The sequence below is a fragment of the Photobacterium leiognathi genome, from assembly GCF_030685535.1.
Taxonomy (GTDB): domain Bacteria; phylum Pseudomonadota; class Gammaproteobacteria; order Enterobacterales; family Vibrionaceae; genus Photobacterium; species Photobacterium leiognathi.
In genome coordinates this window covers 811,438-836,947 of record NZ_CP131601.1, presented here as the reverse complement: position 1 = coordinate 836,947, position 25,510 = coordinate 811,438, and the positions used below count along the sequence as shown (strand labels likewise).

Here is a 25,510-nt window from a genome sequence, read left to right as displayed (position 1 = left end):
TGTCTTATCGTCTTCTAAAGTGACAATTTTTCTTTATTCTTAAAAAAAAGAAAAGCTAGCACCTTTAGGTGCTAGCTTCTAATTTAACTAATTTTAGTTACGAATTACTTTACAGAGAAAGGAATCGTTAGAGTAACTTTAATATCTGACTCGTCTTGGAATGCGTTAGTGTAACCAGTCCAGTTAGGAGCATCTGAATCATTGTAGTATTTGGTGTAGTGCATACCTAGGTTAGCACCCTTAAGCGCACCACCCTGGATTGCGTAGCTTGCAAATACACTTGCAGCGTATTCTTTAAGCTCTTTGTAATCAGCAACTTCAGCACCTAAACCGAATGCGCCACTAATACCAGCGTTTAGACCAGTAGCACCGATGTCAGAGAAGTCACGAGATACAGATGCGAAACCTGCAAATTCGCCATCGTGGTTGAAGTCAGAACGGTTGTTCCACCAAATCTCGTAAGCACCATTTGATTGGCCGTAACCTTGAGTTGGACGGTATGCGAACCAGTTACCATCTTCACCAGCGTCAGTGTATGTTGCTTCAAGACGCATTGAGTAAGGGCCTGCAGCCCAAGATGTTAACATCGCTAACTGGTAGCCGTAATCATCTTCGTATTGCTTGTCATCTTTAACTACGTAAAGCTGTGGAGAGTAGTAGAAGCCGCCTTCAGTTGTTGCTTTAAACTTGAAGTGTGCGATTGAACGCTCATCAAGATTAGCGTAAGCAGTATCAATGCTCATGCCATTACCAAAGCCGTAACGTAGACCTACAGAGTAAAGCGTTGAACCTTCACCATCAGCGTATGAACGCATTTCATCAGTGTACTTGTACCATGGTGCTTTATATTGGTCAGCAACAACTAAACCAAGAGCTAGATCACCAAAGTTTGCACCGATTTCACCACCTAAGTATGTACCAGGAGCGAATGACCAGTTAACACCTAGAGCACTAGGTACAGAAGGTTGGAAGTAACCTAACTTAGCGTTTGCATTAGCACCAAGCTTGAATTTAAGAGCTGCTGTTGAAACAGAGATGCCACCTTTTTCTTTCTTAGACCAGTCAGCAGTATCCCATGTACGATCCCATGGTAGGAAGTTCATCTCATGGTAAGTACCGCCATCATTGAACAGATCCCACGTTGAGTAAACAACAAGATCTAAACCAACCACGTCTGCAACATAACCTGAGTTAAAACCTAGATTCATGAATACAGAACCGTGATTTAGGTTCGTTTCTTTTGGAGTGTTATTACCATCAGCGTCTACATTACCACGCTCACGGTCACGGAACCAAAAGTTCACATTACCACTAATAGTTGAATCGTTGAAAAATGCGATTTCTTCTTGAATTACTGGAGAAGAAACGTCCATTTCTTCTGCTGTAGCAGGCATTGCTACTGCACCTAACATTGCTGCTGTTAAAGCAGAAACTTTAAAAAACTTTGATTCCATGGAATAACTCCTAAAAGATATAAGCTGTTTACCTGTAACCTGAAAGGTTGGCCGCCGAAGGCTACAAGTAAATCTCCCATATGTTAGCCGAATCATTTCGACCAATTCATATTTTTTTCGTTCAAAATTGAACTTTGTTTAACTTCGTTATTAAGACTACTTTCGCAGCGCAAAACATCAATAAGAACTTAATTTCTTGTGTTAAAAATTTGATTCAGTGCAAAGTTTCTCTCCTATAGTGATCAAGTTCAAATGTTTTAACTCCGTCAAAAAGCAACATTGAAACCATTTAAAATCAATATCTTAAAAACAAAAAGACACTTAGTGTGATGCTGATCGTATTTTGAATTTCAATAAAAAAACGCCACAAAAATAACAAACATTTTATTAACATTTTTATTTATATTTTGCTTACTCTGATTGAACCGAACATATTGATCACATAGTTTTATACACTGTTTCATTTTATTCATAAAAAAACGCCCGTCCAAACGGTGGGCGTTTTTTGTAACTAAGTATGTTCTCGACTTTTACGCTGTTATTTCGACATCAAATCGACAAGTTTTTGCTCATCCCAGATCTCAATATCGAGCTCTTGCGCTTTTGCTAATTTAGAACCTGCCGCTTCACCTGCCACTAATAAATCAGTTTTCTTCGATACACTACCTGTTACTTTCGCACCTAATTTTTGTAGTGCAGCTTTAGCATCAGAGCGCGTTAATTGAGAAAGCGAGCCTGTTAATACCACCGTTTTACCTTCTAATGGTAATTCTATGCCCTCTTCTGGCTTTTCGATTTCAGGCCAATGAATACCGACTTCTTGAAGATCTTTCACAACAGCCATGTTGTGCTCTTCGCGGAAGAAATTAAAGATATGTGCCGCTACAACATCACCCACATCAGGCACTTCAATTAACTGCTCTTTCGTCGCTTGGCTAATTGCTTCTAATGTTTCAAAGTAATTCGCTAAATTTGCAGCTGTTGCTTCACCAACTTCACGAATACCTAATGAATAAATAAAACGAGGCAACGTTGTAAGTTTTGAAGCCTTCAGCGCATCAACCAGTTTCTGAGCTGATTTCGGCCCCATACGCTCAAGTACTGTCACTTCACCAGCGCTAAACTTAAACAAATCGGCAGGTGTCGCTACCATTTCACGATCAACAAGTTGTTCGATCACCTTTTCACCACAGCCATCAACATCTAATGCTTTACGTGATACGAAGTGCTTTAAGGCTTCTTTTCGCTGGGCTTGACAGAACAGTCCACCAGTACAACGCGCTACAGCTTCACCCTCTATACGTTCGATTTTAGACTGACAGACAGGACATTCGCTTGGAAATACAATCGCTTGAGCACTTTCAGGGCGACGAGACTCAACGACTGAGGCTATTTGTGGGATCACATCACCAGCACGGCGAATAATCACCGTATCACCAATCATTACACCTAAACGCTCGACTTCATCTGCATTATGTAGTGTTGCATTACTTACTGTTACACCGCCAACAAATACAGGTTCTAGTTTAGCGACAGGCGTAATAGCACCAGTACGCCCCACCTGAAACTCCACATTGTTGAGAACTGTCATCTCTTCTTGTGCTGGGAATTTATAAGCAATAGCCCAACGAGGTGCTCGAGCAACGAAACCAAGCTGTTGTTGAGTATCAATGTCATCAACTTTGATGACCACACCATCAATTTCATAGCCTAATGACTGACGTTTTTCACCAATACTCTGATGATAAGCAATCACATCTTCGATGCTATCGACTTTTCGGATCTCAGGACACATAGGTAAACCCCATGCTTTTAGCTGACACAGGCGTTCATATTGCGTTTCAGCAAGCTCGCGGCCTTCTACTACGCCGACGGCATAGGCATAAAAACTTAATGGACGTGTTGCGGTAATTTTAGGATCAAGCTGACGTAAGCTACCTGCAGCAGCATTACGCGGGTTAGCAAATGTTTTCTCACCTTTTTTCAGCGCTTTTTCGTTCAGTGCTTCAAAGCCCTTTTTCGGCATGAAGACTTCACCACGCACTTCTAAACGTGCAGGCCAATCCGTACCTTGTAGCTTCAATGGAATAGCGCGAATCGTACGCACATTATGAGTGATATTCTCACCTGTTGCGCCATCACCACGTGTTGCAGCTTGAACCAAAACACCATTTTCATACATCAGACTAACAGCAAGGCCGTCAAGCTTTGGTTCACAACAGTAACTCAGCTCAGATCCTGAACGAAGTCTGTCTTGTAAACGCTTTTGGAATGCACGTAGATCATCATCATTAAATGCATTATCTAACGATAGCATTGCTATTTCGTGCTTAACTTGGGTAAAGCCTTCTAATGCGGTACCACCAACTCGTTGACTAGGAGAATCTACCGTTACCCACTCTGGGTGATCAGCTTCAATTTTAAGTAATTGCTGCATCATTCGGTCATATTCAGCATCTGGGATCTCTGGATTATCTTCCACGTAATAACGATGTCCGTGATAATCCAATTGCTCTCTTAATGTGAATAATTCTTGCTGAAGGTCGATACTCATTCTCTTCTACCTAACAAAATCTTGATGATTGTTTTAGTGCGCAATCATAATATTAGTTACACGATACGTGTTAATTGCACCTAAATATAAATAAAAAAACAGGCTCCTTAAAGGAGCCTGATTATTAATTTCTTATCCTTATATTAAGGATTAAGCATTATTGTATTTCACAGACTTATCACGATATTGTGCAATACGGTTTGGCGTGATCATGACACGGTCTTGATCAAGTACATCTGCATTTAATTCATCTGCAATTTGCTGCGCTGTTTGTAACATCAAATTGAAGTTACTTGATGCTTTACCATGACAAGGCAACATTAAGAAGAAGCCAATACCTGGTGTTTCAAAGTGCTGATAATTTGTTTCAGGGAAAGAGCCCGGATTCAATAAGTTCGTCACAGAGAAGATAACAGGTTCAGTACCTGCTAAATCTGCGTGGCGATGGAATACTGAGTTTTCACCGAAGATCAAACCATGGCGCTCTAGGCATGCAAACAATGACGGACCACGTAAGATCTTACCGCTTCGTGCATGTACGCAAAGTGAGATGTAACTTGGTGGTAACGGCTCTGGCTCTGGCTCTGGCTCTGGCTCTGGCTCTGGCTCTGGCTCTGGCTCTGGCTCTGGCTCTGGCTCTGGCATGAACGTAAAGCTTGGTTCTTGTTTTGTTTTAACAGGTTCCACAACTTCTGGTTCAGACACTGCAACTGTAGCGACTTCTTCGACAACAGGAGCTACATCTTCAACTTTAGCAGGCTCTTCTGCCGGAACAAATTGAGGTTGAGGCTCTACAACTGATTTTTCAATAGGTTGCTCTACTACTTCAGGTTCAATCGCTACTGGCGTTTCAGCCACAACAGGTTGCTCTTGCTGTACAACTGGCTCTGTAATTACAGGCTGCTGAATAGGCGCTTGCGCTGGTGCAACTTCAGGTTGCTGCGATGCTTGAACAGGTGCTGGTTGGGCAACAGTTTCAACAATTGGAGCTGATGCTTCAACAACAGGTTCTGCAACCATAGTAGGAGCAACTTGTGGCTGAGGTTGTTGCACAGACTGCTGAGCAGGTTCAACAGGCGCAGTTGGAGTCACTACCGATTGAGGTTGAACTTGTGGTTTTACAACTTGAGCTTGCACAGGTTGAGGTGCCGCTTTTGCAGGTATATCATCACTGTCTTTTGCTGACATTTTTGGTAAATCGTCATCACCATCATCCAGCTCAATATCACCAAGTAATGGATCGTGTTGTGGACGTTCACCAAAACTGAAGCCTGGCTCTTTACGCTTTGTCGGTTTCGTTTTTTCTACCACTTCCTTTGGTGTACTCACGACACGCGCTTCGCTAACACTTTCTTCTGCGTCATCTTGAATCTCAAGCGGCGCTTCTTCGATTTTACCTAATGGCTTTTCACCAAACTTTGCTGGTTTCTCTTTTCTACTTGTCCATAGACCATGGAAAAGAAGCGCTGTAATAGCAAGCGCACCAACAATAATAAGAACCAGACGCAATTCCTGCATACGAATACTCTGAAATTAACTCGTTATCCCTAGACGGGGTTAATAATAGAAAAAAATCTACTAGGCAGACAAAATCTCTAGTTAGAATTTCTCGCCGATGACTTACTGTACCAAAACTCAAATGAGAATGAGAAGTTGAATATCGCTATTCAGTCAAGATAGTCTTTACAACGTGAGTTTTGCACACTTTTACACCACTTTTCATTATGAATGAAAGGATTTAGTGGCGTGTCAAAACTGTGACAACCATATTCAAATTTGATTCCATCCTATCTCGCCCGTTAACATGCAGCCTATATCCTCTTCCTTATTTCGACAATAGAATAGTCAAGGAAAAGCCGTTAAGGAGAAATGAATGTCACAACAGCATGTCATCAAATCAACAACCAGCGGTGCTGGCTACTTTTTTCAAGGGTTAAAACTAGTGACCCAACCAGGGATCCGTCGTTTTGTTATCATTCCACTCATTATCAACATCCTTTTATTAGGAGGTGCATTTGCAACCTTGTTGACGCATTTAAGTGGTTGGATTGATGGTTGGCTTAGCTATTTACCAAGCTGGCTAGAATGGTTGTCTTATGTACTATAGTCACTTATAGCTATAGCAGCCTTAGTGACCTTTTCCTATTTCTTTAGCACCATTGCCAACTGGATAGCAGCTCCCTTTAATGGACTATTAGCTGAATATTTAGAAGCTAAATTAACAGGCAAAGAAGCACCTGACGATGGCTTTAAAGCTTTGATAAAAGATTTGCCTCGCACCATGGGACGAGAATGGACAAAATTAAAGTACTATTTACCAAAAGCAATCGGCTTATTGATCTTGATGTGGATCCCTGCAATTGGTCAAACCGTAGCTCCTGTACTTTGGTTTTTATTTAGTGCTTGGATGATGACGATCCAGTACGTTGACTATCCTTTTGATAACCATAAAGTGCCGTTCATTGATATGAGAGATGCACTAAAAGAGAATCGAGGTCGTGCACTGAGTTTCGGAGCTATCGTCATGTTTTTTACCATGACACCAATCATTAATTTGCTTGTCATGCCGTTTGCAGTTTGTGGTGCAACAGCTATGTGGGTCGATCATTATCGCGAGCAATTTAAACGCTACTAAACAAGCATTATTTACTCACTTAATTCAAAGAGCACTTTTTTGTGCTCTTTTTTATTTTTGATAGCAACCAATAAATTCCTCTTTATTATCCTTTTTTAAGTAAAAGATATTTGTAAATTAGGCACTTGACGCTTTTACTCCCGCTATATATCTTAAGTTCAATACAATTCACATATTGATAACAATAAGATATAACCATTTATTACTTTTCAAATCACTTATCCAGTATATGCTTAATTCATATTACTTTTAACGTGTCACGAAGGAACGAAGCATGAGCAAGATTTACGAAGATAATTCGCTAACCATCGGTAATACTCCACTAGTACGTCTAAACCGTGTCAGTAATGGCAAAGTTTTCGCAAAAGTTGAAGCTCGTAACCCAAGCTTTAGCGTTAAATGTCGTATTGGCGCCAATATGATTTGGGATGCAGAGAAAAAAGGTCTATTAAAGGAAGGCGTTGAACTCGTTGAGCCAACCAGTGGTAATACAGGTGTCGCTCTGGCTTTCGTCGCTGCTGCTCGTGGTTACAAGCTAACGCTGACAATGCCTGAAAGCATGAGTCTTGAGCGTCGTAAACTACTAAAAGCACTTGGTGCTAACCTTGTGCTAACCGAAGCACCTAAAGGTATGAAAGGCGCGATTGATAAAGCAGAAGAAATCGTAAATTCAGATCCAAGCAAGTACCTTCTGCTACAGCAATTTAATAACCCGGCAAACCCAGAAATTCACGAAAAGACAACAGGTCCTGAAATTTGGGATGCGACTGATGGTGAGATTGACGTATTCGTGTCAGGTGTTGGTACTGGCGGCACATTAACGGGTGTAAGTCGTTTTATTAAACAACAAAAAGGTAAAGCGATTACCACTGTTGCTGTTGAGCCACTAGAATCTCCAGTGATCACTCAGACACTAAATGGTGATACAGTTCAACCCGCTCCGCATAAGATCCAAGGTATTGGTGCAGGCTTCATCCCTGGCAACCTAGATCTAGAACTGATTGATGAAGTTCAAAAAGTAAGCTCTGATGATGCAATTGAAATGGCACGTCGTCTAATGGAAGAAGAAGGGATCCTTGCTGGTATCTCATCAGGTGCCGCTGTTGTCGCTGCTAATAATATTGCAGCTCGCCCTGAGTTTGCTGATAAAAATATTGTTGTTGTGCTACCAAGTTCTGGTGAACGTTACCTATCAACAGCGTTATTTGCGGGCATTTTCACAGAAAAAGAAACACAACAGTGATCACACTTTGTAATACCAAACAGGCATAAAACCATGAAAAAAGCCCCATAGAGGGCTTTTTTGTTGCATTTTGAACTGAGCTTTAATATAAAACTCGCACGCTTTATTTTTAGCTCCGAAATAAAGGAGCAAAAACCGCGCATTTGTCGATTACAAGCAAGTTTCTCAAAAAACTTTGACTTGGATTAAAGCTAAGACATGATGCTATTAGGTAGTTTATAATGTAGCGGAACAAGCAAAGATATAAACTTATGCTTGTCATAAATAAAGTAATTATTAAATAAAATACTATATCTATCGGGGTGAATTATGTATCAGAAGCAAGTTGAAATCACAGCACCAAATGGTTTACACACTCGTCCAGCGGCTCAGTTCGTTAAAGAAGCTAAATCATTCGATGCAGATGTGACTGTAACTGCTAACGGTAAAAGCGCAAGCGCGAAAAGCCTATTCAAGCTTCAAACTCTTGGCCTAATCAAAGGCGCACAAATCACTATCTCTGGTGAAGGTGCTCAAGCTCAAGAAGCTGTTGACGCTCTAATTCAGCTAAAAGAAGATCACGACGGTTCTCCAGTTGCAATGTTCCGCGAAATCTAAGCTACGTTTATATACAAACGGGTTTTCAGTTTTTAGTTAATTAAAGGTAAAGCTATGATTTCAGGTATCTTGGCATCTCCAGGTATTGCTTTTGCTAAAGCACTACTATTGCAAGAAGAAGAGATTGTTCTAAACAAAACACCAATCTCTGCTGACCAAATCGATAACGAAATTCAACGTTTCTTCGACGCTCGAAAGAAATCGTCTGAGCAACTAGAAGTAATCAAAGAAAAAGCACGAGTCACGTTTGGTGAAGAGAAAGAAGCGATCTTTGAAGGTCACATCATGTTGCTTGAAGATGAGGAGCTAGAAGAAGAAATCATAGCCCTTATTAAAGACAAAACATCGGCTGACTATGCGATTTACTCTGTGATCGAAGAGCAAGCACAAACGCTTGAGTCTTTAGATGACGAGTACCTTAAAGAACGTGCTGCAGATATCCGTGATATCGGTAGCCGTTTCATTAAAAACGCATTAGGCATCAATGTAATCAACCTAAGTGCAATCAACGAAGAAGTTATCCTAGTTGCTAACGACTTAACGCCTTCTGAAACTGCACAAATCAACCTTGATTACGTTCGTGGCTTTATCACAGATATCGGTGGTCGTACTTCACACACTTCAATCATGGCACGCTCTCTTGAGATCCCAGCGATTGTGGGTACAAACGATATCACATCAAAAGTTAAATCTGGCGACATGCTAGTACTTGATGCAATCAACAACCAGGTTGTTATCAATCCAACTGATGATGAATTAAACAAATTCAAAGCTATTAGCGATGCACACAAAGCTGAGCAAGAAGAACTAGCTAAGCTAAAAGATCTTCCTGCAATCACGCTTGATGGCAAGCAAGTAGAAGTTTGCGGTAACATCGGTACAGTTAAAGACTGTGACGGCGTAAACCGTAATGGTGGTGAAGGCGTTGGTCTATACCGTACTGAGTTCCTGTTCATGGATCGCGATGCTCTACCTACAGAAGAAGAGCAATACCAAGCGTACAAAGAAGTAGCAGAAGCAATGCACGGTGAGCCAGTGATTATCCGTACTATGGATATCGGTGGTGATAAAGATCTTCCATACCTAGATCTACCAAAAGAAATGAACCCATTCTTGGGTTGGCGTGCGATTCGTATCAGCCTTGACCGTCGTGAAATCCTACGTGATCAATTCCGTGCTATTCTTCGTGCATCTGCACACGGTAAGATCCGCATCATGTTCCCGATGATTATCTCGGTTGAAGAAGTTCGCACACTTAAAGCTGCTATTGAAGAGTTTAAAGCAGAATTAACTGCTGAAGGCTTGGCTTTTGACGCTAACATCGAAATCGGTGTTATGGTTGAAACACCAGCAGCTGCAGCTATTGCACACCATCTAGCGAAAGAAGTTTCTTTCTTTAGTATTGGTACCAACGACTTAACCCAGTATACTCTAGCAGTTGACCGCGGTAATGAGCTGATTTCTCATCTTTACAACCCGCTATCTCCTGCTGTACTTACAGTGATCAAGCAAGTAATTGATGCTTCTCACGCTGAAGGTAAGTGGACAGGTATGTGTGGTGAGCTTGCTGGCGACGAACGTGCAACTCTACTGCTTTTAGGTATGGGTCTTGACGAATTCAGTATGAGTGCGATTTCTATCCCTCGCATCAAGAAAGTTATCCGTAACGCTAACTTCGCTGATGTTAAAGCAATGGCAGAGCACGCATTGTCTCTACCTACTGCTGCTGAAATCGAAGAGCACGTAGAAAAATTCATCGCAGAAAAGACCATCTGCTAATTAATAGCTGCAGATAATATAACAACGCTTAGGAGCATCGATATGGGTCTGTTTGACAAATTGAAGAAACTGGTTTCTGACGACAGCAATGAAGCTGGTGCAATTGAAATCATCGCACCTCTTTCTGGCGAAATCGTTAACATCGAAGATGTGCCAGATGTAGTATTTGCTGAAAAAATCGTTGGTGACGGTATTGCTATCAAACCAGCTGGCAACAAAATGGTTGCACCAGTAAACGGTACTATCGGTAAGATCTTTGAAACTAACCACGCTTTCTCTATTGAGTCTGACGATGGCATCGAACTTTTCGTTCACTTCGGTATTGATACTGTTGAACTTAAAGGCGAAGGTTTCACTCGCATCGCTGAAGAAGGCCAAACTGTTAAAGTTGGCGACACTATCATCGAGTTCGATCTTGCACTACTAGAAGAGAAAGCTAAGTCAACTCTGACTCCAGTTGTTATCTCTAACATGGACGAGATCAAAGAGCTAACTAAGCTTTCTGGCGCAGTAAACGTTGGTGAAACACCAGTTCTACGCGTTAAGAAATAAGCTCAGTTTTATAGCTGATAAAAAGCGCTATTTCGGTAGCGCTTTTTGTTTATCTGAACCAATAAAAAAGCACGCTACAAACAAGGTTTATAGCGTGCTTTTATTCAAATAATCAGCAGATCATTATAGGCTATTTAACATTGCCATTGATGGTGCAAAGAAGTATGCGCCAGTGACAGGTTTTGAGAAACGTAGCATCTGATCTGTCTTGCCATCAGTTTCACCAAACATGCTTTCAAGCTGCGCATCAAAGTGATGCTGACGCTGACAGTAAGCAATGAATAACAATCCGTGATCAGCGGTTACAGAGCCATATGGCAAGCTGTGACGTAAGATCTTTAAACCTTTACCATTTTCTTTAATATCAACACGACCTACGTGTGATGCAGCTGGAACATCTTCTAGCTCTACAGAATCTGTTTTGGTACGACCAATCACTTTCTCTTGAGCTTGAACATTCAAACGATGCCATGCTGGTAGGTTATGAACATAGCGCTGTACCATTACATAGCTACCACCTGCAAACTCACCTTCTGCAATCACACCCACGTTAGCACGATCTTCCGCTGTTTGTGGGTTCTCAGTACCATCGATGAAATCTGTCATGTCACGGTGATCTAAGTATTGGAAACCGTATGTTTCATCTAATACTTCTACATCCTGTGCCATTTTTTCGAAGAATACACGGAATGCGTAGAAGTTAAGATCATGACGATTAGAGTGGATATGTAATAGCACATCACCACTGGTTGCAGGAGCAACGGTATCACCCTTACCTAACTGACGAAACTCTGTTAATTCAGCAGGGCTTTGCTGACCCAAAGACTCCCAAAATCCTTTACCGAAAGCAACGCTGGCGTGTAGTTTGGCGTCTTGCTGCTCTGCATTCAAATCAGCAAGTAATTGATGAATAGACTGGCATTGAGCAATAACATTTTGCTTATTACCAACAACATTCATTACAACATAAAGGGCAAAGGCGCCACGATCTGGAACAATTGCTGGTTGGGCAATACTCATAGGTGTCTTCTCCTAACAGGATTTCTAATCAATAATGAAAAGTAATTATAACTATATAATTACGTAAATCATTTGATCCTGATGCATCACTTCCAGTTTTTACGCATTTTTACCATATTATTGGTCAATAGAGACAACAACGCCCTCTTATTAAAGAAGGCGTTGTTTAAATAGGAGTGTAATAAATGTACGGAAATTACGCCGTCATCACTTCAACTTGTAGCTTAACACGCTCTCCAAGTTCACTGTCTTCACTTTCAAATCGGATTGGCATATTTAGCCCTGTCGATAAGGTTTTCGCTAAAATAGTACGCCACCCCCCATCATCAAGACGCTCTTGAATTTGAAAAGCAATCTTCACTTCATCAGGAGAAACATCAAGTAATTGCGCACTACCTACCACTTCACGACATAAGTGATGCTGACTTTGACTTAAGCCATTAAAGAATACGGTTTCTTCACCCGGTAATAATGATAGTGAGGTGTTCACTGTCTGTTTTGATTTACAGCAACTACTCAGCTCAAAGCTAACATCAAGTAGCCAATCCGCCATCGCTAGCGGGCTTAGCAACGTACTTAGTAGCAATTGTCCTCGACCGAAATCATTCATTACACTTCCCCTTCACAGGCTAATCTGCAAATAAATCCCTCACCCGTGAGCTTCGTAGAAGGTAAAGTCCAAGCCACGTGGTTAACAACAAGGTTATGGCTCCAATCCAGTTAAAGGCACCATGGCTGATAACTAAGTGATGTATTTGCATTAAAATATCAATACTGTAGGCCGCGAGTAATGTTCTCTTTCCCTGCCGCCACAGAAAATTTATTAATTTGTTATTTTTATTTCGTTGCCCTGATAACCACATTAATAAAATTGCAGGGCTACCAATTACCATGCCTAGGTATAAGGTTTCGCGTATTGGGTAAATCAGCTCAAGAAGTTCTCCCCCTTGCGTTCTGCTTACACCCGCCATTACAAACACTAACCAAGCTTTGGCGTTAAAGAGCAACACGAACCACAGCATCGTATTAATTTTTAATTGTCCATGCTGATCATAAGCATCTATCGGATATAACAAGTCACTTCCCTCAAAGTACTATCCAATGAAATTTAGATCAGAGCTTAATAAACATCTCTGTAGTTCACAAACGACTCTAATCTATTCTTTCGATTTTTGAATAATAAGGACGGCGTTTTGTGCTGAAACGCACTTTTCAGTTTTTTATAATGCCGTAAACATCACAGTTTTTGATCTAAAAGAAACAAAAACAGCGTTTTTTATACACAGATCACAGACAGTAAAAGGTATAACTAAATTCTTTAAAAACATAACGTTACACATATAAAACACCGTTAACAATCCATTTACCCATTTCTGAAATTTTCCTACGTAATCAGTAAGATAAAAGCCTTATCTTTCTTGCCATTGAGTTACTACAACATCACCCTCAGCATTTCTAGGATATAATCATCGAATACATTCTATTTATCAGGGACGCTACTATGGCAAACAGAAAGCAATCAACACCTTCTCCTGAAACACAAGCTGAAGCGATGCGTATTGCTAAAGGTACACAAAAAGAAGGGCAAACAAAGGAACAAACACGACTTATTGCCCTCGGGATTCAAAAAGGGATCGAGCAATATAAAAAACAACAAAAAGCTAAAGCCCGTGAACACGACAAGCTGAAAAAGAAGATTGCGCGTACCAAAGCCTCAAATGATGCGGATAATGCACCTGAAGTCGTCACAGAAACGATTTACCAGCAAAGTAAGTTAGCGTGGGGATTGCTGGTTGCATCATGGATCGGCTTTATTGCTTATTTACTACTGCCAACATTCAAATAAGAAGGTATTGCTAATGGCTCACTTTCGCGCTTCACTTATTTTCTTATCGCTTTTGCTTACTGGTTGTAGTGAGCGGAGTGCAGATGTTTGGATGAGCCAAATTGCACTCCCTTGTGGCGATAAACCCAATTGTGTGTCGACCCTTGATAAGCGTGAAGACTTTACACTCTCGCCATTTGTGCTTACACCTAAAGGCATGGACGATTGGGAAGCAATAAAACAAGCAGCGTTAACATTGCCTGGAGCTCAATTAGCAGATCAAGCGACCCACTATTTACATATTGAAGCCACCAGCAAAGTCTTCCGTTTTGTTGATGATCTGGAGATAGTACAAACTGGCGATCATCTCGATGTCCGTTCAGCTTCACGTATTGGTTATTATGATTTTGGGGTAAATAGAAAGCGCGCTGAAATGTTGCGGGAACGACTCATTCAGAATGGTTTAATCGTAAACAAATAATTATTTGATAATGATTATCATTTAGATTTATACTAAGGTAAAAGCTCTTTTGAGAATTACCCACTATGAACAGAAACAGTTTGCAATTATTCAGTCTGCTTGGTGTAACCATTACCCTCGTATTACACATAGTTGAGCTTGCGACTAACTTAAAACAATCGTTAGCGTTAACCCATCTTATGTTTGAGTGGCTACCTCTTTATCTTGTTTGGGGTGCTATGCTGGCTATCAGTTACCAACAATGGCAGCCACAAAAAAGAAAAAAGCCACCTTTAGGTATCAGCTAAAGGTGGCTTGTTCTGGTGATCATGAATGCTATTACATTACTTAGTCATGTTTTTATCTTTACCGAGCGATAACAGCCAAATACAAATAGCTGCAACTGCAACAAACCCAGATAAAATAATCACCAGCATCGCTGCGTAACCCAGTACATGCCAGATCACCGACTCAAGTGTACTCATCGTCTCTCCTTAGGTTTATTGCCAGCCTTCAATATTTTTCATATCAGGAAGTTTATGTGCGATGCCTTTATGACAATCTACACAGGTTTTATCCCCCGATGCTAACGCTGTTGAGTGTAGTTTAGCACTACGAGGCGCTTGCTCTGAGAAATCCATATAATTGAACTCATGACAATTACGGCACTCTTGTGAGTTATTGTCCTTCATTCGCTTCCATTCTCGTTCTGCTAAATGCCCCCGGCGCTCAGCAAATTTTTCTGGGGTATCAATCGTTCCCATCAAGTGAGCCACAATTTCTTTCGATGCCTGTACTTTACGAACGATTTTGTCTGTCCAATTGTGAGGAACGTGACAATCCGAACAAATAGCACGAACACCAGAACGATTAGAAAAGTGGATCGTTTCTTGAATTTCTTCAACGATTGGTGCGTGACAACCAGCACAGAACTCTTCGGTATTGGTCTTTTCCATCGCAGTATTAAATGCGCCCCAGAACAATAAGCCGCCAATAAAACCCATGAATAGCACTAAACCCACAGCCACTTTACTCGGTGTTTTTAAGCGTAACCAAAACGTTTTTAATAACTTCATATATCATTCCTTACTTTGGTTACTGCAATGCACTAACACGTTTGAAGTCATTCTCTACTAATGGCTTAGCATCCGCTTGTGGAACGTGACACTGCTGACAGAAGTAACGACTTGGTGATACATCGGATAGCACCTGTCCTTCTTGCGGTGACACATAGTGCGTTATACTGATCTTGGTTGCGCCCATTTCTTTGGCATTTTTCCAGCTATGACAAGCAAGGCATTTGTTTGCGTTTAGTGACACTTCGTAATGACGGATCGTATGTGGGATCAACGGTGGCTGATACACATAATCGTTATCAATCACACCTTGATCTTTCGGATAATGCTTCATTGGATCAGCAGGGCGTGTATCTTCTAATTCCGCTGAACCACGTAATGATTCAAGGCCACCAATACCGCCCGGATTTAATATTTCTGTTTTCGCTACTGCTTCTGATACAGGTTTCGCCGGTGTTGATTCTTCGCTTTGCACAACCCCAGCCATTAATGCACTCACCGCTAATACAGCCAATAAGATTCTTTTCATGATGTTCTCCGCCAACAGGCTAATTCTGAAATGAGGCGAGTGGTTGATTCACTCGCCATAGGCAGGGTTAAACCTTGCTGATTTTAATTGGGCACTTTTTAAAATCGGTCTGCTTCGATAGCGGATCAGTCGCATCAAGAATCAGTTTATTGACCAAAATACGTGCATCAAAGAATGGGACAAATGCCAGTCCAACAGGTGGACGATTACGACCACGGGTTTCAACACGGCAGCGGATCTCGCCACGACGAGAAGCCACATTCACTTCATCACCACGGCGTAAACCACGTTTTTTCGCATCTTCTGGATGTAAATAACACAGTGCATCAGGAACTGCTTTATACAGCTCAGGTACACGGCGGGTCATGGTACCTGTGTGCCAATGCTCAAGTACACGACCTGTACATAGCCACATATCGTATTCGTTATCTGGCACTTCCGGTGGTGCTTCGTAAGGCGCTGAAATGATCCACGCTTTACCATCAGGTTTGCCGTAGAAGTCCCAGTCAGTGCCTTTTTTAGCATAAGGATCAGAACCTTCTTTAAAGCGCCACAAGGTTTCTTTGCCATCAACTACAGGCCAACGTAAACCACGTACTTGGTGGTAAGTATCATACGGTGCTAAATCATGCCCATGACCACGACCAAATGACGCATATTCTTCAAACAAGCCTTTTTGGACATAAAAGCCTTGTGCTTTGGCATCATCATTTAGTTCTTGTGTTTCACTTAATGGGAATTTATCAACCTGACCATTACGGAATAAAATGTCATACATGGTTTTACCACGATACTGAGGCATTTTATTGATCAGCTCTTCTCCCCACACTTCTTCTACTTTGAAGCGTTTAGAGAATTCCATGATTTGCCATAAATCTGATTTTGCTTCACCTGGTGCTTCAACTTGTTGATACCAAGCTTGTGTACGACGCTCAGCATTGCCGTAAGCCCCTTCTTTTTCTACCCACATTGCTGTTGGTAAAATCAGATCGGCAGCTTGCGCTGTCACCGTTGGGTACGGATCAGAACAAACAATGAAGTTTTCTGGATTACGGTAACCCGGTAAACGCTCTTCGTTAATATTTGGCCCAGCTTGCATATTGTTATTACACATCACCCAATACGCATTTAACTTGCCATCTTTTAACATGCGATCTTGTAAGACTGCGTGATAACCAGGCTTTGGCGGAATAGTACCTTCAGGCAGTTTCCAAATCTTTTCTGCGATTTCACGGTGTTTCGGATTAGCAACTACCATATCTGCAGGAAGACGATGAGCAAACGTACCCACTTCACGAGCAGTACCACATGCTGATGGTTGACCTGTTAGTGAGAACGGACTATTACCCGGCGTTGCAATTTTACCAGTTAGTAGGTGCAGGTTATAAACCAAGCTTTGCATCCAAACACCACGGGTATGTTGGTTCATACCCATCGTCCAAAGTGACATCACTTTTAGTTTTGGATCGGCATAGTATTTCGCAAGCTGAATCAGTTTTTCAGGCGCAACACCTGACATTTCTGACGCTTTTTCTACTGTGTATTCCGCAACAGAAGCTTTGTATTCCTCGAATGTCATTGGGAACATATCACCCGAGTTTGGATTTGCTGCTTTTTGTTGTAGTGGGTTATCGTCACGTAGACCATAACCGATATCTGTTTGCGCGCGTTTGAAATGGGTGTGCTTGTTAACAAAGTCCCAGTTCACCGCATCGTTTTGGATAATGTAATTCGCAATAAAATTGGCAATGGCTAAATCGGTTTGCGGTTTAAAGATCATGCCGTTATCAGCTAATTCAAATGAACGGTGCTGATAGGTTGAAAGGACATTCACTTTAACGTGAGGGTGACTTAAACGGCGATCCGTCATACGCGTCCATAATACAGGGTGCATTTCTGCCATGTTAGAACCCCATAGGACGAACACATCAGCATTCTCTAGATCGTCATAACACCCCATCGGCTCATCAATACCAAAAGTACGCATGAAACCCACTACCGCAGATGCCATACAGTGACGAGCATTGGGATCGATATTGTTAGAACGGAAACCAGCCTTCATCATTTTTGATGCGGCGTAACCTTCCATCACCGTCCATTGACCTGAACCAAACATGCCCACGCCCGATGGACCTTGCTTCTTCAGTGCCGCCTTCCACTTATCAGCCATTACATCAAATGCGGTATCCCACGATACTGAAGTGAACTCACCTTCTTTATCGTACTGACCGTTCTTCATACGAAGCATTGGCGTTTGTAGACGATCTTTGCCGTACATGATTTTTGAAAGGAAATAACCTTTAATACAGTTAAGACCTTTATTTACTGGCGCTTTAGGATCACCTTGAGTAGCAACAACTCGACCATTTTGGGTACCCACCAAAACAGAACAGCCAGTACCACAAAAACGACAAGGCGCTTTATCCCATTTAATTTTTGTTTCATCAGAACTAACAATTAAGTTAGTTGCTGACGCGGGTAAGGTAATACCTGCAACAGCGGCGGCTGATGCGGCAGCATTTGCTTTAACAAATGCACGTCTTGTCATCTTCATGAGTTGCCCTCAGGTTGCGTCTCAAAGTGCTCAATTTGGTGATACACCAAAAAAGTCGTTAACACATTTTCTAAGTTATTAATTTTATCTATGGTGTCGGTCACGTAGCCTTGGTTCTCTGTCTCAAGTACTACAATGATCTTCCCTTCTTCACTGTCGCCTGGTATTTCAGTATTCGGCATCGCTAAGATCTGTTGCTTTATCTCTTGTAAATATGCAGGTTTTACATGCACCACAAGGCTGGAAATATGAACTTCTTGTAAAGACATACAGACTCTCTTTTAAAACGTATTACTGGGTGCTTGCATCCACACGTGTCATGGTGATGGCTGAAACAGGACAACCTGAAACACAAGCACCACATCCGTTGCAATCATCACTAGACACCGTAGGCATTGCGACTTTTCCAACTTGAAGTTGAAATTGGATCGCTTGTGGTTCACACATATCACCGCAACTGCGACATTCGATATTATTCGATGCCATACAACCCTCATTGATAGTTGCGGTGGTTGCCCACGGTTGTTCTGTTTGGGCTAAAAACAATGGTTCAGGGCAAACATCGGCACACTGATAACAAAATGTGCACTCCCCTTCGCCTTGGCTAAAATCCACTTGTGGAAAACCACCATCGCCTTTAACAAGAATGTTTGTTTCGCATGCTTTGATACAACGTTCACAGCGAGAACAAATATCCGTAAATTCAGCTTCATTCTTCAGCCAAGGCAAACGTGGTAGGCTAGGCTGACTTCGACGAGTAAATAATTGTCGTCGAGAACGATCCACCATCTTCACCTCTCGCTTTGGAATATAAATGATTAAAAAACATAAAAAATCGCAGTATTAAGATATATTTATTTAATTCATTGGAATCACAAATACTAATATCTTGTTCATTTTTTTACATATCAATTTTAAATAATGAAATAATTGCTTAAATACCCCCTTAGGGGTAATTGATAGTGTTATTTGTTCTAGATCAATAAACAGACAGGATAAAACTCACATTATTCGATGATTTCACGCATTGCATTCATATGGTTTATGAAAAATTGTGAATAACGATTGTTAGAAAGGATTCATGTGGCAAAGAAAAAAACAAATTCGGTAACAAGCACCATCGCTCGTTCAATGGTACTGATTTTATTCATCTCTATTTCGACAACCTCACTCGCATTGATGACACTGACGTCTAGTTTAAATGATGCCGAAGCCATCAACATCGCAGGTTCAATGCGTATGCAAAGTTATCGCTTAGCTTTTGATGTTGAGACACATTCGCCATTACTGTCTGAGCACATTGAGCAATTTGAACAGTCGTTACATTCATCTTCTATGAAAGAGCTCAATCATTGGTTTGTCCCTAACGATATCCAACAACAATACAACCAGTTAGTACTACGCTGGGACGAGCTACACCCCATCTTAGAAACAGAAGACAACAAATCTTTCATTCAGCATGTCGCCCCTTTTGTTCATCGGGTTGATAAATTTGTCGCTGAGCTACAAGAATCTTCTGAAATTAAACTTCAACGATTAGCAACTATCGGTGCCATGGGGCTGACCACAATATTACTGATTGTGTTCTACACCATTCGCTACACACGTTTACAAATCGTCGCGCCACTCAATGATTTAGTGAATGCCTGTAAGCAAGTAAAACGTAAAAACTTTCAGTTCCGTGTTTGTAATGACAGTAAAAATGAATTGGGGATCTTAGCGCAGACATTTAGCAAAATGTCCTGTGAATTAGAGCAACTTTATGATGGGTTAGAACGTAGCGTTACAGAGAAAACCCGCCGTTTACGTCATGCTAATGAATCACTGCAAGTGCTTTACAACTGCTCACAACAGCTATCAGTTAGCCGCCTGACCACTGAGCAATTTACTAACATGTTAGAAACCATGATTGCGATTGATGGGTTAACAGGTGCTCGGCTTATCATCGAAGAAACAACAGGTAGCACAACTGAGATCCATGTGGGTAATCGCCTTGATAAAAACTGGCACAGTAATGATCTCTATATTGATGGCGAATTAATGGGGAAACTATGGTGGCAATATACTTTGCCATGTCCAGATCAGGCATTGATCGATAATATTTCACAAATTCTCGCCCGTGGTATTTATTACAACCGCGCTCAAAAACAAGCCGAGCACTTATTGTTGATGGAAGAGCGTGCCACTATCGCCCGAGAACTGCATGATTCGCTGGCGCAATCACTGTCTTATTTAAAAATCCAATTAACCATCTTAAAAAGAGAGTTAAATCAGATTGAGCACGGTGACAATATCAACCATACAGTGCAAGATATCGAGCAAGGGCTAAGTAGTGCCTATACTCAATTACGTGAGCTGCTTAGTACATTCCGTCTCACCATTAAAGATGCTAATTTTGGTGAAGCATTAAACCAAATGCTTGAACCACTGGAAGAGCAAACCGATGCACTGTTAGTGATTGATAACCACTTACCATCCATGGCGTTAGATGCCCATAACCAAGTGCATTTACTACAAATCATTCGTGAAGCAGTACTTAACGCAATTAAACACGCAGATGCTGATGAAATCACCGTCACTTGTTATCAAACTGCACAGAATGTTCATGTGGCGATCGGTGATGATGGTAAAGGATTTGACCCAACAGCAAGCAAACGGGATCATTATGGTTTAAGCATTATGCAAGAGCGTACATCTCGGCTTAATGGTGAATTACAAATAGATTCACATCCCCATCAAGGCAGTACTATCAGCCTGATATTTCCACTACAGAAAGGATAACAATATGACATGTTGGAAAGTCATGATTGTCGACGATCACCCTCTGATGCGTCGAGGGATCGGTCAGTTGCTCAGCATGGAATCAGACTTTCAATTAGTCGGTGAAGCCAGTAACGGTAATGATGCAATTGCTCTTGCCCATGAACAATCACCAGATTTGATTTTGCTCGATTTAAACATGAAAGGCATGTCAGGCTTAGATACGTTAAATGCTATGCGTAATGAAGGTATTTTAGCCTGTATTGTGGTGTTAACCGTTTCTGATAGTCGTAGTGATATTAAAACCCTACTCAATGCTGGTGCTGATGGTTACTTGCTCAAAGATACCGAGCCAGATGAACTCATTGAACTATTAAAATCTGCACTGTGTGGTGGCAAAGCTTACAGTACCGTAGTGAAAGAATGTTTGGCAGAGCAGCATTCAACTGATGATATGCTTAGTCAACTTACCGAACGTGAGCTACAGATTCTCCAAGAAGTCGCCAAAGGTCAACGAAATCGTCAGATTGCTGAGCAATTATTTATTTCAGAAGCAACTGTGAAAGTGCATATGAAAAGCTTGCTCAAAAAACTACAAGTTAAGTCTCGCACAGCTGCAACCATCTTGTATTTAGAATCGCAAGGCCAATAAACTCAAGTAGTTCAACCAACCTACTTTCACTAACAAAAAACCGCATTGCTACTAATAGCGAATGCGGTTTTTTGTTTAGGATGCTAATGCAGCCAATAAATCAGGCTCTCTTGCCTTAATCCACTCTAAGTCAAACGGTCCCCAATCACTCAAGGTGTAGTAACCATCATTATGACGACGCCCATCCTGAATAAAACTCAGCTCGATACCAATGCTAGGTAAAGCTTTTAAGACATCTTGAATGGTGCGACGAGGCCAACCTGTTTGTTCAATTAAGCGAGGGACATTAGGTCGCTCGGTATATTCCACTAATAATGCTAGGTAAAGTCGACGGGCAAAAACCGGATTCAGTTCCATTGAGGCCTCCATAAAATACTTTACTTATTATTAACTGCTAAGAAAATTTTATGTTGAGTTCGATCAAACCAGCTCAATCTTTACTTTCTCAAGCGTAAAAAGAAGTAACAATATTCCGTAAATTTATTTCTAAATTTAACGTTTCAATCCATTCTCCCTTTTTAGCAAAGTATCAATGCTTGCGGTCATTGTGTAATCTCGTTATAAAAGACCATTGATCACAACAATAACAAGTCAGAGCCTTCTATGAGTACTACCGCCTACGGCATCAAAAATTGCGACACCATTAAGAAAATGAAAAAGTGGTTTGAAGCAGAAAACATTGAATACACTTTCCATGATTACCGTGTTGATGGCTTGGATCGTGCTCAACTCGAAACTTTTGAAGCAGCCCTTGGCTGGGAAGCCATGCTGAACAAACGCGGTACCACTTACCGTCAACTAACTGATGAGCAAAAAAACAGTTTAAACCGCGACAATGCATTAACGCTGATGTTAGAACAACCAGCGATGATCAAACGTCCACTATTAGTACACAATGATGCGTACTACCTAGGTTTTAAACCCGCTCAATACCAAGAAATTTTTCAACAATAACAAGGATACAAGGATGTCTGATAGCCCAGTTATTGCACTTGCTAAAGATTTAATGAGCCGCCCTTCGGTAACCCCTGAAGATGCAGGCTGCCAAGATGTAATGATCGCTCGCTTAGAGCAACTCGGTTTCACTATTGAAACCATGGTATTTGAAGATACGACTAACCTATGGGCACGCCGTGGTACACAAGCTCCACTGTTTGTGTTCGCAGGCCATACTGACGTTGTCCCTTCAGGCCCAGTAGAGCAATGGCATACACCACCTTTTGAACCAACAATTATCGATGGCTACCTACACGGTCATGGTGCGGCTGATATGAAAGGTTCACTGGCGTGTATGATTGTGGCAATTGAGCGCTTTATTGCTGAAAACCCTGATCACAACGGTTCTATTGCGCTTTTGATCACCTCAGATGAAGAAGGCCCTTTCATCAATGGTACGACTCGTGTGGTTGATACCCTTGAAGCACGTAATGAAAAAATCGACATGTGTATTGTTGGTGAGCCATCAAGTACGCTGAATGTGGGTGATGTGGTGAAAAATGGTCGCCGTGGTTCAATCACAGGCGATTTGACGGTGAAAGGTATTCAAGGTCATGTTGCTTACCCTCACCTTGCCAATAACCCTGTTCACAAAGCACTTCCTGCATTAGCAGAGCTTGCTGCAACCACATGGGATAACGGTAACGAGTACTTCCCACCTACCAGTTTCCAGATCCCGAATATTGCTGCAGGTACAGGCGCATCCAACGTGATCCCAGGTGAGTTTCAGGTGCAGTTTAACTTCCGTTTCAGCACCGAGTTAACCGATACTGAAATTAAGCGTCGCGTACATTCAGTATTAGATGCCCACGGTCTAGATTACGATCTAAAGTGGACATTAAGCGGTCACCCATTTTTAACTGACAAAGGCACATTGGTTGAAGCTGTAGTTGCTGCAATTGAAGAAGTAAACCACCAGCAACCTGAGCTATTAACCACAGGTGGTACTTCTGATGGTCGTTTCATTGCTCGAACGGGTGCACAAGTTGTCGAGCTTGGTCCTGTTAATGCGACAATCCATAAAGTAAATGAATGTGTAAAAGTCGCAGATCTTGAAAAGCTTACTGACATGTACCAAAAAGTGTTAGAAAAAGCGCTGTAATCACATCACAATGAAATACATAAGCAGCCAGTTATTTTCTTCATGAGCTAAATAACTGGCTGCTTTTTATTATCGCTTTTATGACGAATATTAAGCCAAGTGCTCAAGAACAGTGATATGCTGAAAATACTCTTTATCACTCAATCAGTGAGGCTAATATGGAATGGCTTTTTAATCCGTGGGTAATTTCTTTTATTATTGTTGCTGTCATTGCCAGTAATATTGCCGCGCTCAAATATACCGCTTATATGAAAATTGGGATGCAGAAAAAGCACAAGTTATTTGACGATAAGCATCCTCTTAGTAAAAAAGAAGACTCTATACCTCAAGATAAAGACGACAAAGCATAAGCGTATCACAGACATAAAAAAAGCTGCCCAATGGCAGCTTTTTACATTTCATTTAGTCATTAATCACGGCTTAAGTAATCAGCCACACCCACCCACTTATAACTTGTTAACTCTTCTAAGCCCATTGGACCACGAGCATGTAGCTTTTGGGTTGATACCGCAACTTCCGCACCTAAACCAAATTGCGCGCCGTCCGTAAAGCGTGTTGACGCATTCACATAAACTGCCGCAGAGCCTGCCGCATTTACGAAACGCTCAGCCGCTTGTAAGTTGTTAGTTAGGATCGAATCTGAGTGGCTCGCATTATGTTTACGCATGTGGAAAATAGCCTCATCCACATTATTAACAACTTTAATGCCTAGCGTGTAGCTTAACCATTCAGTATCAAAGTCACCTTCCGCCACTTTACGCAGTGAAGATGCCTTACCTTCAAGTAAATTATAAGCAGTGTCATCGGCAACAAGCGTTACCTTTGCCTTATTCATACGCTCAACTAAACGAGATAAGAACGCTTCAGCTACTTTCTCATGAACTAATAGTGTATCTAACGCATTACATGCTGATGGACGCTGTACTTTTGCATTCTCAACCACATCTAAAGAGCGTGTTAAATCTGCACTATCGTCAACATAAATATGGCTGATACCAAAGCCACCAATGATCACAGGAATGGTGCTGTTTTCTTTACACATTTTATGTAAACCCGCACCACCACGAGGAATGATCATGTCCACGTATTGATCCAACTTAAGTAGCTGTGATACTAGATCACGATCTGGCTGCTCAATGTATTGCACAGAAGATGCTGGTAGACCTGCTTTTTCTAATGCCACTTGGATCACTTTTACCAGTGCCATGTTTGAGTGGAAGGTTTCACGACCACCACGCAAAATACTAGCGTTACCTGTTTTCAAACATAGCGCGGCAATATCAATCGTCACGTTTGGACGCGCTTCGTAAATAACGCCTACCACACCAAGTGGCACACGACGGCGGCTTAAGCGCATACCGTTTTCTAGTACACGGCTATCAAGCTCAGCACCGACGGGATCGTTTAGGTTAATCACGTTACGCACATCATTGGCGATACCCGCTAAACGTGATTCATTTAGCAATAGACGATCAACCAGCGCTTCAGACATGCCAGACTCAACAGCCGCATCAATATCTTGCTTGTTTGCCGCTAAAATAATGTCTTTATTACTTTCTAATTCATCCGCAATAATAGCTAGTGCTTTGTTTTTAATTGCTGTAGCGGTCGTTGCTAACTCGAAAGCAGCTTGCTGTGCTGCTTGTCCCATTAATTCAAGATTCACAATAATTCCTCGTTCTAATCCCTGTCGTGTAGCCAATGCTTATCTGTATTTATAGA

General features: G+C 41.5%; 26 protein-coding genes and 1 pseudogene. 13 read left to right on the top strand and 14 right to left on the bottom strand.

All coding sequences use genetic code 11. The annotated features are described in order from the left end of the window. Window positions 1-104: 104 nt before the first annotated feature. From Q7674_RS11070 to zipA, 3 genes are all read right to left on the bottom strand, one after another. Window positions 105-1,454 (bottom strand): OprD family porin, encoded by a 1,350-nt coding sequence (locus Q7674_RS11070; RefSeq protein ID WP_305423750.1) that lies wholly within the window; start codon window positions 1,452-1,454, stop codon window positions 105-107. A 538-nt stretch (window positions 1,455-1,992) separates the two neighbouring features. Further along, window positions 1,993-4,008 (bottom strand): NAD-dependent DNA ligase LigA, encoded by a 2,016-nt coding sequence (ligA, locus tag Q7674_RS11065; RefSeq protein ID WP_045064398.1) that lies wholly within the window; start codon window positions 4,006-4,008, stop codon window positions 1,993-1,995. A gap of 150 nt (window positions 4,009-4,158) precedes the next feature. Further along, entirely contained in the window at window positions 4,159-5,526 is a 1,368-nt protein-coding gene (gene zipA, locus Q7674_RS11060; protein ID WP_107229636.1) for a cell division protein ZipA, read from the bottom strand. Between the two features lie 355 nt (window positions 5,527-5,881). On the opposite strand from zipA, the pseudogene cysZ reads away from it, so the two are divergent. The 5 genes and pseudogenes from cysZ (at window position 5,882) to crr (ending at window position 10,814) form a co-directional block, all read left to right on the top strand. Further along, window positions 5,882-6,643 (top strand): annotated as a pseudogene (gene cysZ, locus Q7674_RS11055) (sulfate transporter CysZ). Window positions 6,644-6,917: 274 nt separating this feature from the next. Then, window positions 6,918-7,886 carry a cysteine synthase A gene (cysK, locus tag Q7674_RS11050; RefSeq protein ID WP_045064405.1) on the top strand — a complete coding sequence of 323 codons (969 nt, stop codon included), beginning with the start codon at window positions 6,918-6,920 and terminating at the stop codon, window positions 7,884-7,886. A 309-nt stretch (window positions 7,887-8,195) separates the two neighbouring features. Further along, complete coding sequence (locus Q7674_RS11045) at window positions 8,196-8,483, top strand: HPr family phosphocarrier protein (RefSeq protein ID WP_008986407.1); 288 nt, start codon at window positions 8,196-8,198, stop codon at window positions 8,481-8,483. A 54-nt stretch (window positions 8,484-8,537) separates the two neighbouring features. Beyond that, entirely contained in the window at window positions 8,538-10,262 is a 1,725-nt protein-coding gene (gene ptsI / locus Q7674_RS11040; RefSeq protein ID WP_008986406.1) for a phosphoenolpyruvate-protein phosphotransferase PtsI, read from the top strand. Between the two features lie 42 nt (window positions 10,263-10,304). Beyond that, window positions 10,305-10,814: a PTS glucose transporter subunit IIA gene (gene crr, locus Q7674_RS11035; RefSeq protein ID WP_008986405.1), complete on the top strand. Its 510-nt coding sequence runs from the start codon at window positions 10,305-10,307 to the stop codon at window positions 10,812-10,814. 123 nt (window positions 10,815-10,937) lie between these two features. Here crr and Q7674_RS11030 read toward each other — a convergent pair whose 3' ends face one another. From Q7674_RS11030 to Q7674_RS11020, 3 genes are all read right to left on the bottom strand, one after another. Beyond that, window positions 10,938-11,834 (bottom strand): Dyp-type peroxidase, encoded by an 897-nt coding sequence (locus Q7674_RS11030; protein WP_305423745.1) that lies wholly within the window; start codon window positions 11,832-11,834, stop codon window positions 10,938-10,940. A 196-nt stretch (window positions 11,835-12,030) separates the two neighbouring features. Continuing rightward, complete coding sequence (locus Q7674_RS11025; RefSeq protein ID WP_023933189.1) at window positions 12,031-12,444, bottom strand: hypothetical protein; 414 nt, start codon at window positions 12,442-12,444, stop codon at window positions 12,031-12,033. Between the two features lie 19 nt (window positions 12,445-12,463). Beyond that, window positions 12,464-12,910: a DUF2919 domain-containing protein gene (locus Q7674_RS11020; RefSeq protein WP_008986402.1), complete on the bottom strand. Its 447-nt coding sequence runs from the start codon at window positions 12,908-12,910 to the stop codon at window positions 12,464-12,466. A 425-nt stretch (window positions 12,911-13,335) separates the two neighbouring features. Between Q7674_RS11020 and Q7674_RS11015 the strand changes: the two genes are divergently transcribed. The 3 genes from Q7674_RS11015 (at window position 13,336) to Q7674_RS11005 (ending at window position 14,427) form a co-directional block, all read left to right on the top strand. Next, on the top strand, window positions 13,336-13,680 hold the full coding sequence (locus tag Q7674_RS11015; RefSeq protein WP_023933193.1) for a DUF2956 domain-containing protein: 345 nt from the start codon (window positions 13,336-13,338) through the stop codon (window positions 13,678-13,680). Window positions 13,681-13,693: 13 nt separating this feature from the next. After that, a complete protein-coding gene (locus Q7674_RS11010) occupies window positions 13,694-14,140 on the top strand; it encodes a DUF1499 domain-containing protein (protein WP_045064410.1) in 447 nt (148 codons plus the stop codon). A gap of 65 nt (window positions 14,141-14,205) precedes the next feature. Further along, entirely contained in the window at window positions 14,206-14,427 is a 222-nt protein-coding gene (locus Q7674_RS11005) for a hypothetical protein (protein WP_008986399.1), read from the top strand. A gap of 36 nt (window positions 14,428-14,463) precedes the next feature. Here Q7674_RS11005 and Q7674_RS11000 read toward each other — a convergent pair whose 3' ends face one another. From Q7674_RS11000 to napF, 6 genes are all read right to left on the bottom strand, one after another. Beyond that, on the bottom strand, window positions 14,464-14,604 hold the full coding sequence (locus Q7674_RS11000; RefSeq protein ID WP_305423743.1) for a TIGR02808 family protein: 141 nt from the start codon (window positions 14,602-14,604) through the stop codon (window positions 14,464-14,466). Between the two features lie 15 nt (window positions 14,605-14,619). Next, complete coding sequence (locus tag Q7674_RS10995) at window positions 14,620-15,195, bottom strand: NapC/NirT family cytochrome c (protein WP_008986397.1); 576 nt, start codon at window positions 15,193-15,195, stop codon at window positions 14,620-14,622. A gap of 19 nt (window positions 15,196-15,214) precedes the next feature. After that, the gene (locus tag Q7674_RS10990; RefSeq protein WP_045064412.1) at window positions 15,215-15,724 is read right to left on the bottom strand and encodes a nitrate reductase cytochrome c-type subunit; all 510 of its coding nucleotides are present in this window, start codon (window positions 15,722-15,724) and stop codon (window positions 15,215-15,217) included. A 67-nt stretch (window positions 15,725-15,791) separates the two neighbouring features. After that, a complete protein-coding gene (gene napA / locus Q7674_RS10985; protein ID WP_045064414.1) occupies window positions 15,792-18,278 on the bottom strand; it encodes a periplasmic nitrate reductase subunit alpha in 2,487 nt (828 codons plus the stop codon). Next, on the bottom strand, window positions 18,275-18,547 hold the full coding sequence (locus Q7674_RS10980; protein WP_008986394.1) for a chaperone NapD: 273 nt from the start codon (window positions 18,545-18,547) through the stop codon (window positions 18,275-18,277). The genes napA and Q7674_RS10980 overlap by 4 nt, the downstream gene beginning before the upstream one ends. A 22-nt stretch (window positions 18,548-18,569) precedes the next feature. Continuing rightward, complete coding sequence (gene napF, locus Q7674_RS10975; RefSeq protein WP_045064416.1) at window positions 18,570-19,067, bottom strand: ferredoxin-type protein NapF; 498 nt, start codon at window positions 19,065-19,067, stop codon at window positions 18,570-18,572. A 294-nt stretch (window positions 19,068-19,361) separates the two neighbouring features. On the opposite strand from napF, the gene narQ reads away from it, so the two are divergent. Beyond that, window positions 19,362-21,059 (top strand): nitrate/nitrite two-component system sensor histidine kinase NarQ, encoded by a 1,698-nt coding sequence (gene narQ, locus Q7674_RS10970; RefSeq protein ID WP_023933200.1) that lies wholly within the window; start codon window positions 19,362-19,364, stop codon window positions 21,057-21,059. A gap of 4 nt (window positions 21,060-21,063) precedes the next feature. Continuing rightward, on the top strand, window positions 21,064-21,690 hold the full coding sequence (locus Q7674_RS10965) for a response regulator (protein WP_023933202.1): 627 nt from the start codon (window positions 21,064-21,066) through the stop codon (window positions 21,688-21,690). Window positions 21,691-21,765: 75 nt separating this feature from the next. Here the strand turns inward: Q7674_RS10965 and Q7674_RS10960 are convergent, their stop codons facing one another. Next, window positions 21,766-22,047, bottom strand: a complete 282-nt coding sequence (locus tag Q7674_RS10960; RefSeq protein ID WP_023933204.1) for a winged helix-turn-helix domain-containing protein — start codon at window positions 22,045-22,047, stop codon at window positions 21,766-21,768. 246 nt (window positions 22,048-22,293) lie between these two features. Here Q7674_RS10960 and Q7674_RS10955 point away from each other — a divergent pair, with 246 nt between their 5' ends. From Q7674_RS10955 to Q7674_RS10945, 3 genes are all read left to right on the top strand, one after another. Beyond that, window positions 22,294-22,644 carry an ArsC family reductase gene (locus Q7674_RS10955; protein WP_008986389.1) on the top strand — a complete coding sequence of 117 codons (351 nt, stop codon included), beginning with the start codon at window positions 22,294-22,296 and terminating at the stop codon, window positions 22,642-22,644. 13 nt (window positions 22,645-22,657) lie between these two features. Further along, the gene (dapE, locus tag Q7674_RS10950; protein ID WP_305423740.1) at window positions 22,658-23,788 is read left to right on the top strand and encodes a succinyl-diaminopimelate desuccinylase; all 1,131 of its coding nucleotides are present in this window, start codon (window positions 22,658-22,660) and stop codon (window positions 23,786-23,788) included. Window positions 23,789-23,946: 158 nt separating this feature from the next. After that, window positions 23,947-24,138 (top strand): DUF2897 family protein, encoded by a 192-nt coding sequence (locus tag Q7674_RS10945; RefSeq protein ID WP_045064419.1) that lies wholly within the window; start codon window positions 23,947-23,949, stop codon window positions 24,136-24,138. 59 nt (window positions 24,139-24,197) lie between these two features. Here Q7674_RS10945 and Q7674_RS10940 read toward each other — a convergent pair whose 3' ends face one another. Next, entirely contained in the window at window positions 24,198-25,439 is a 1,242-nt protein-coding gene (locus tag Q7674_RS10940) for a glutamate-5-semialdehyde dehydrogenase (protein ID WP_045064463.1), read from the bottom strand. Window positions 25,440-25,510: the final 71 nt, after the last annotated feature.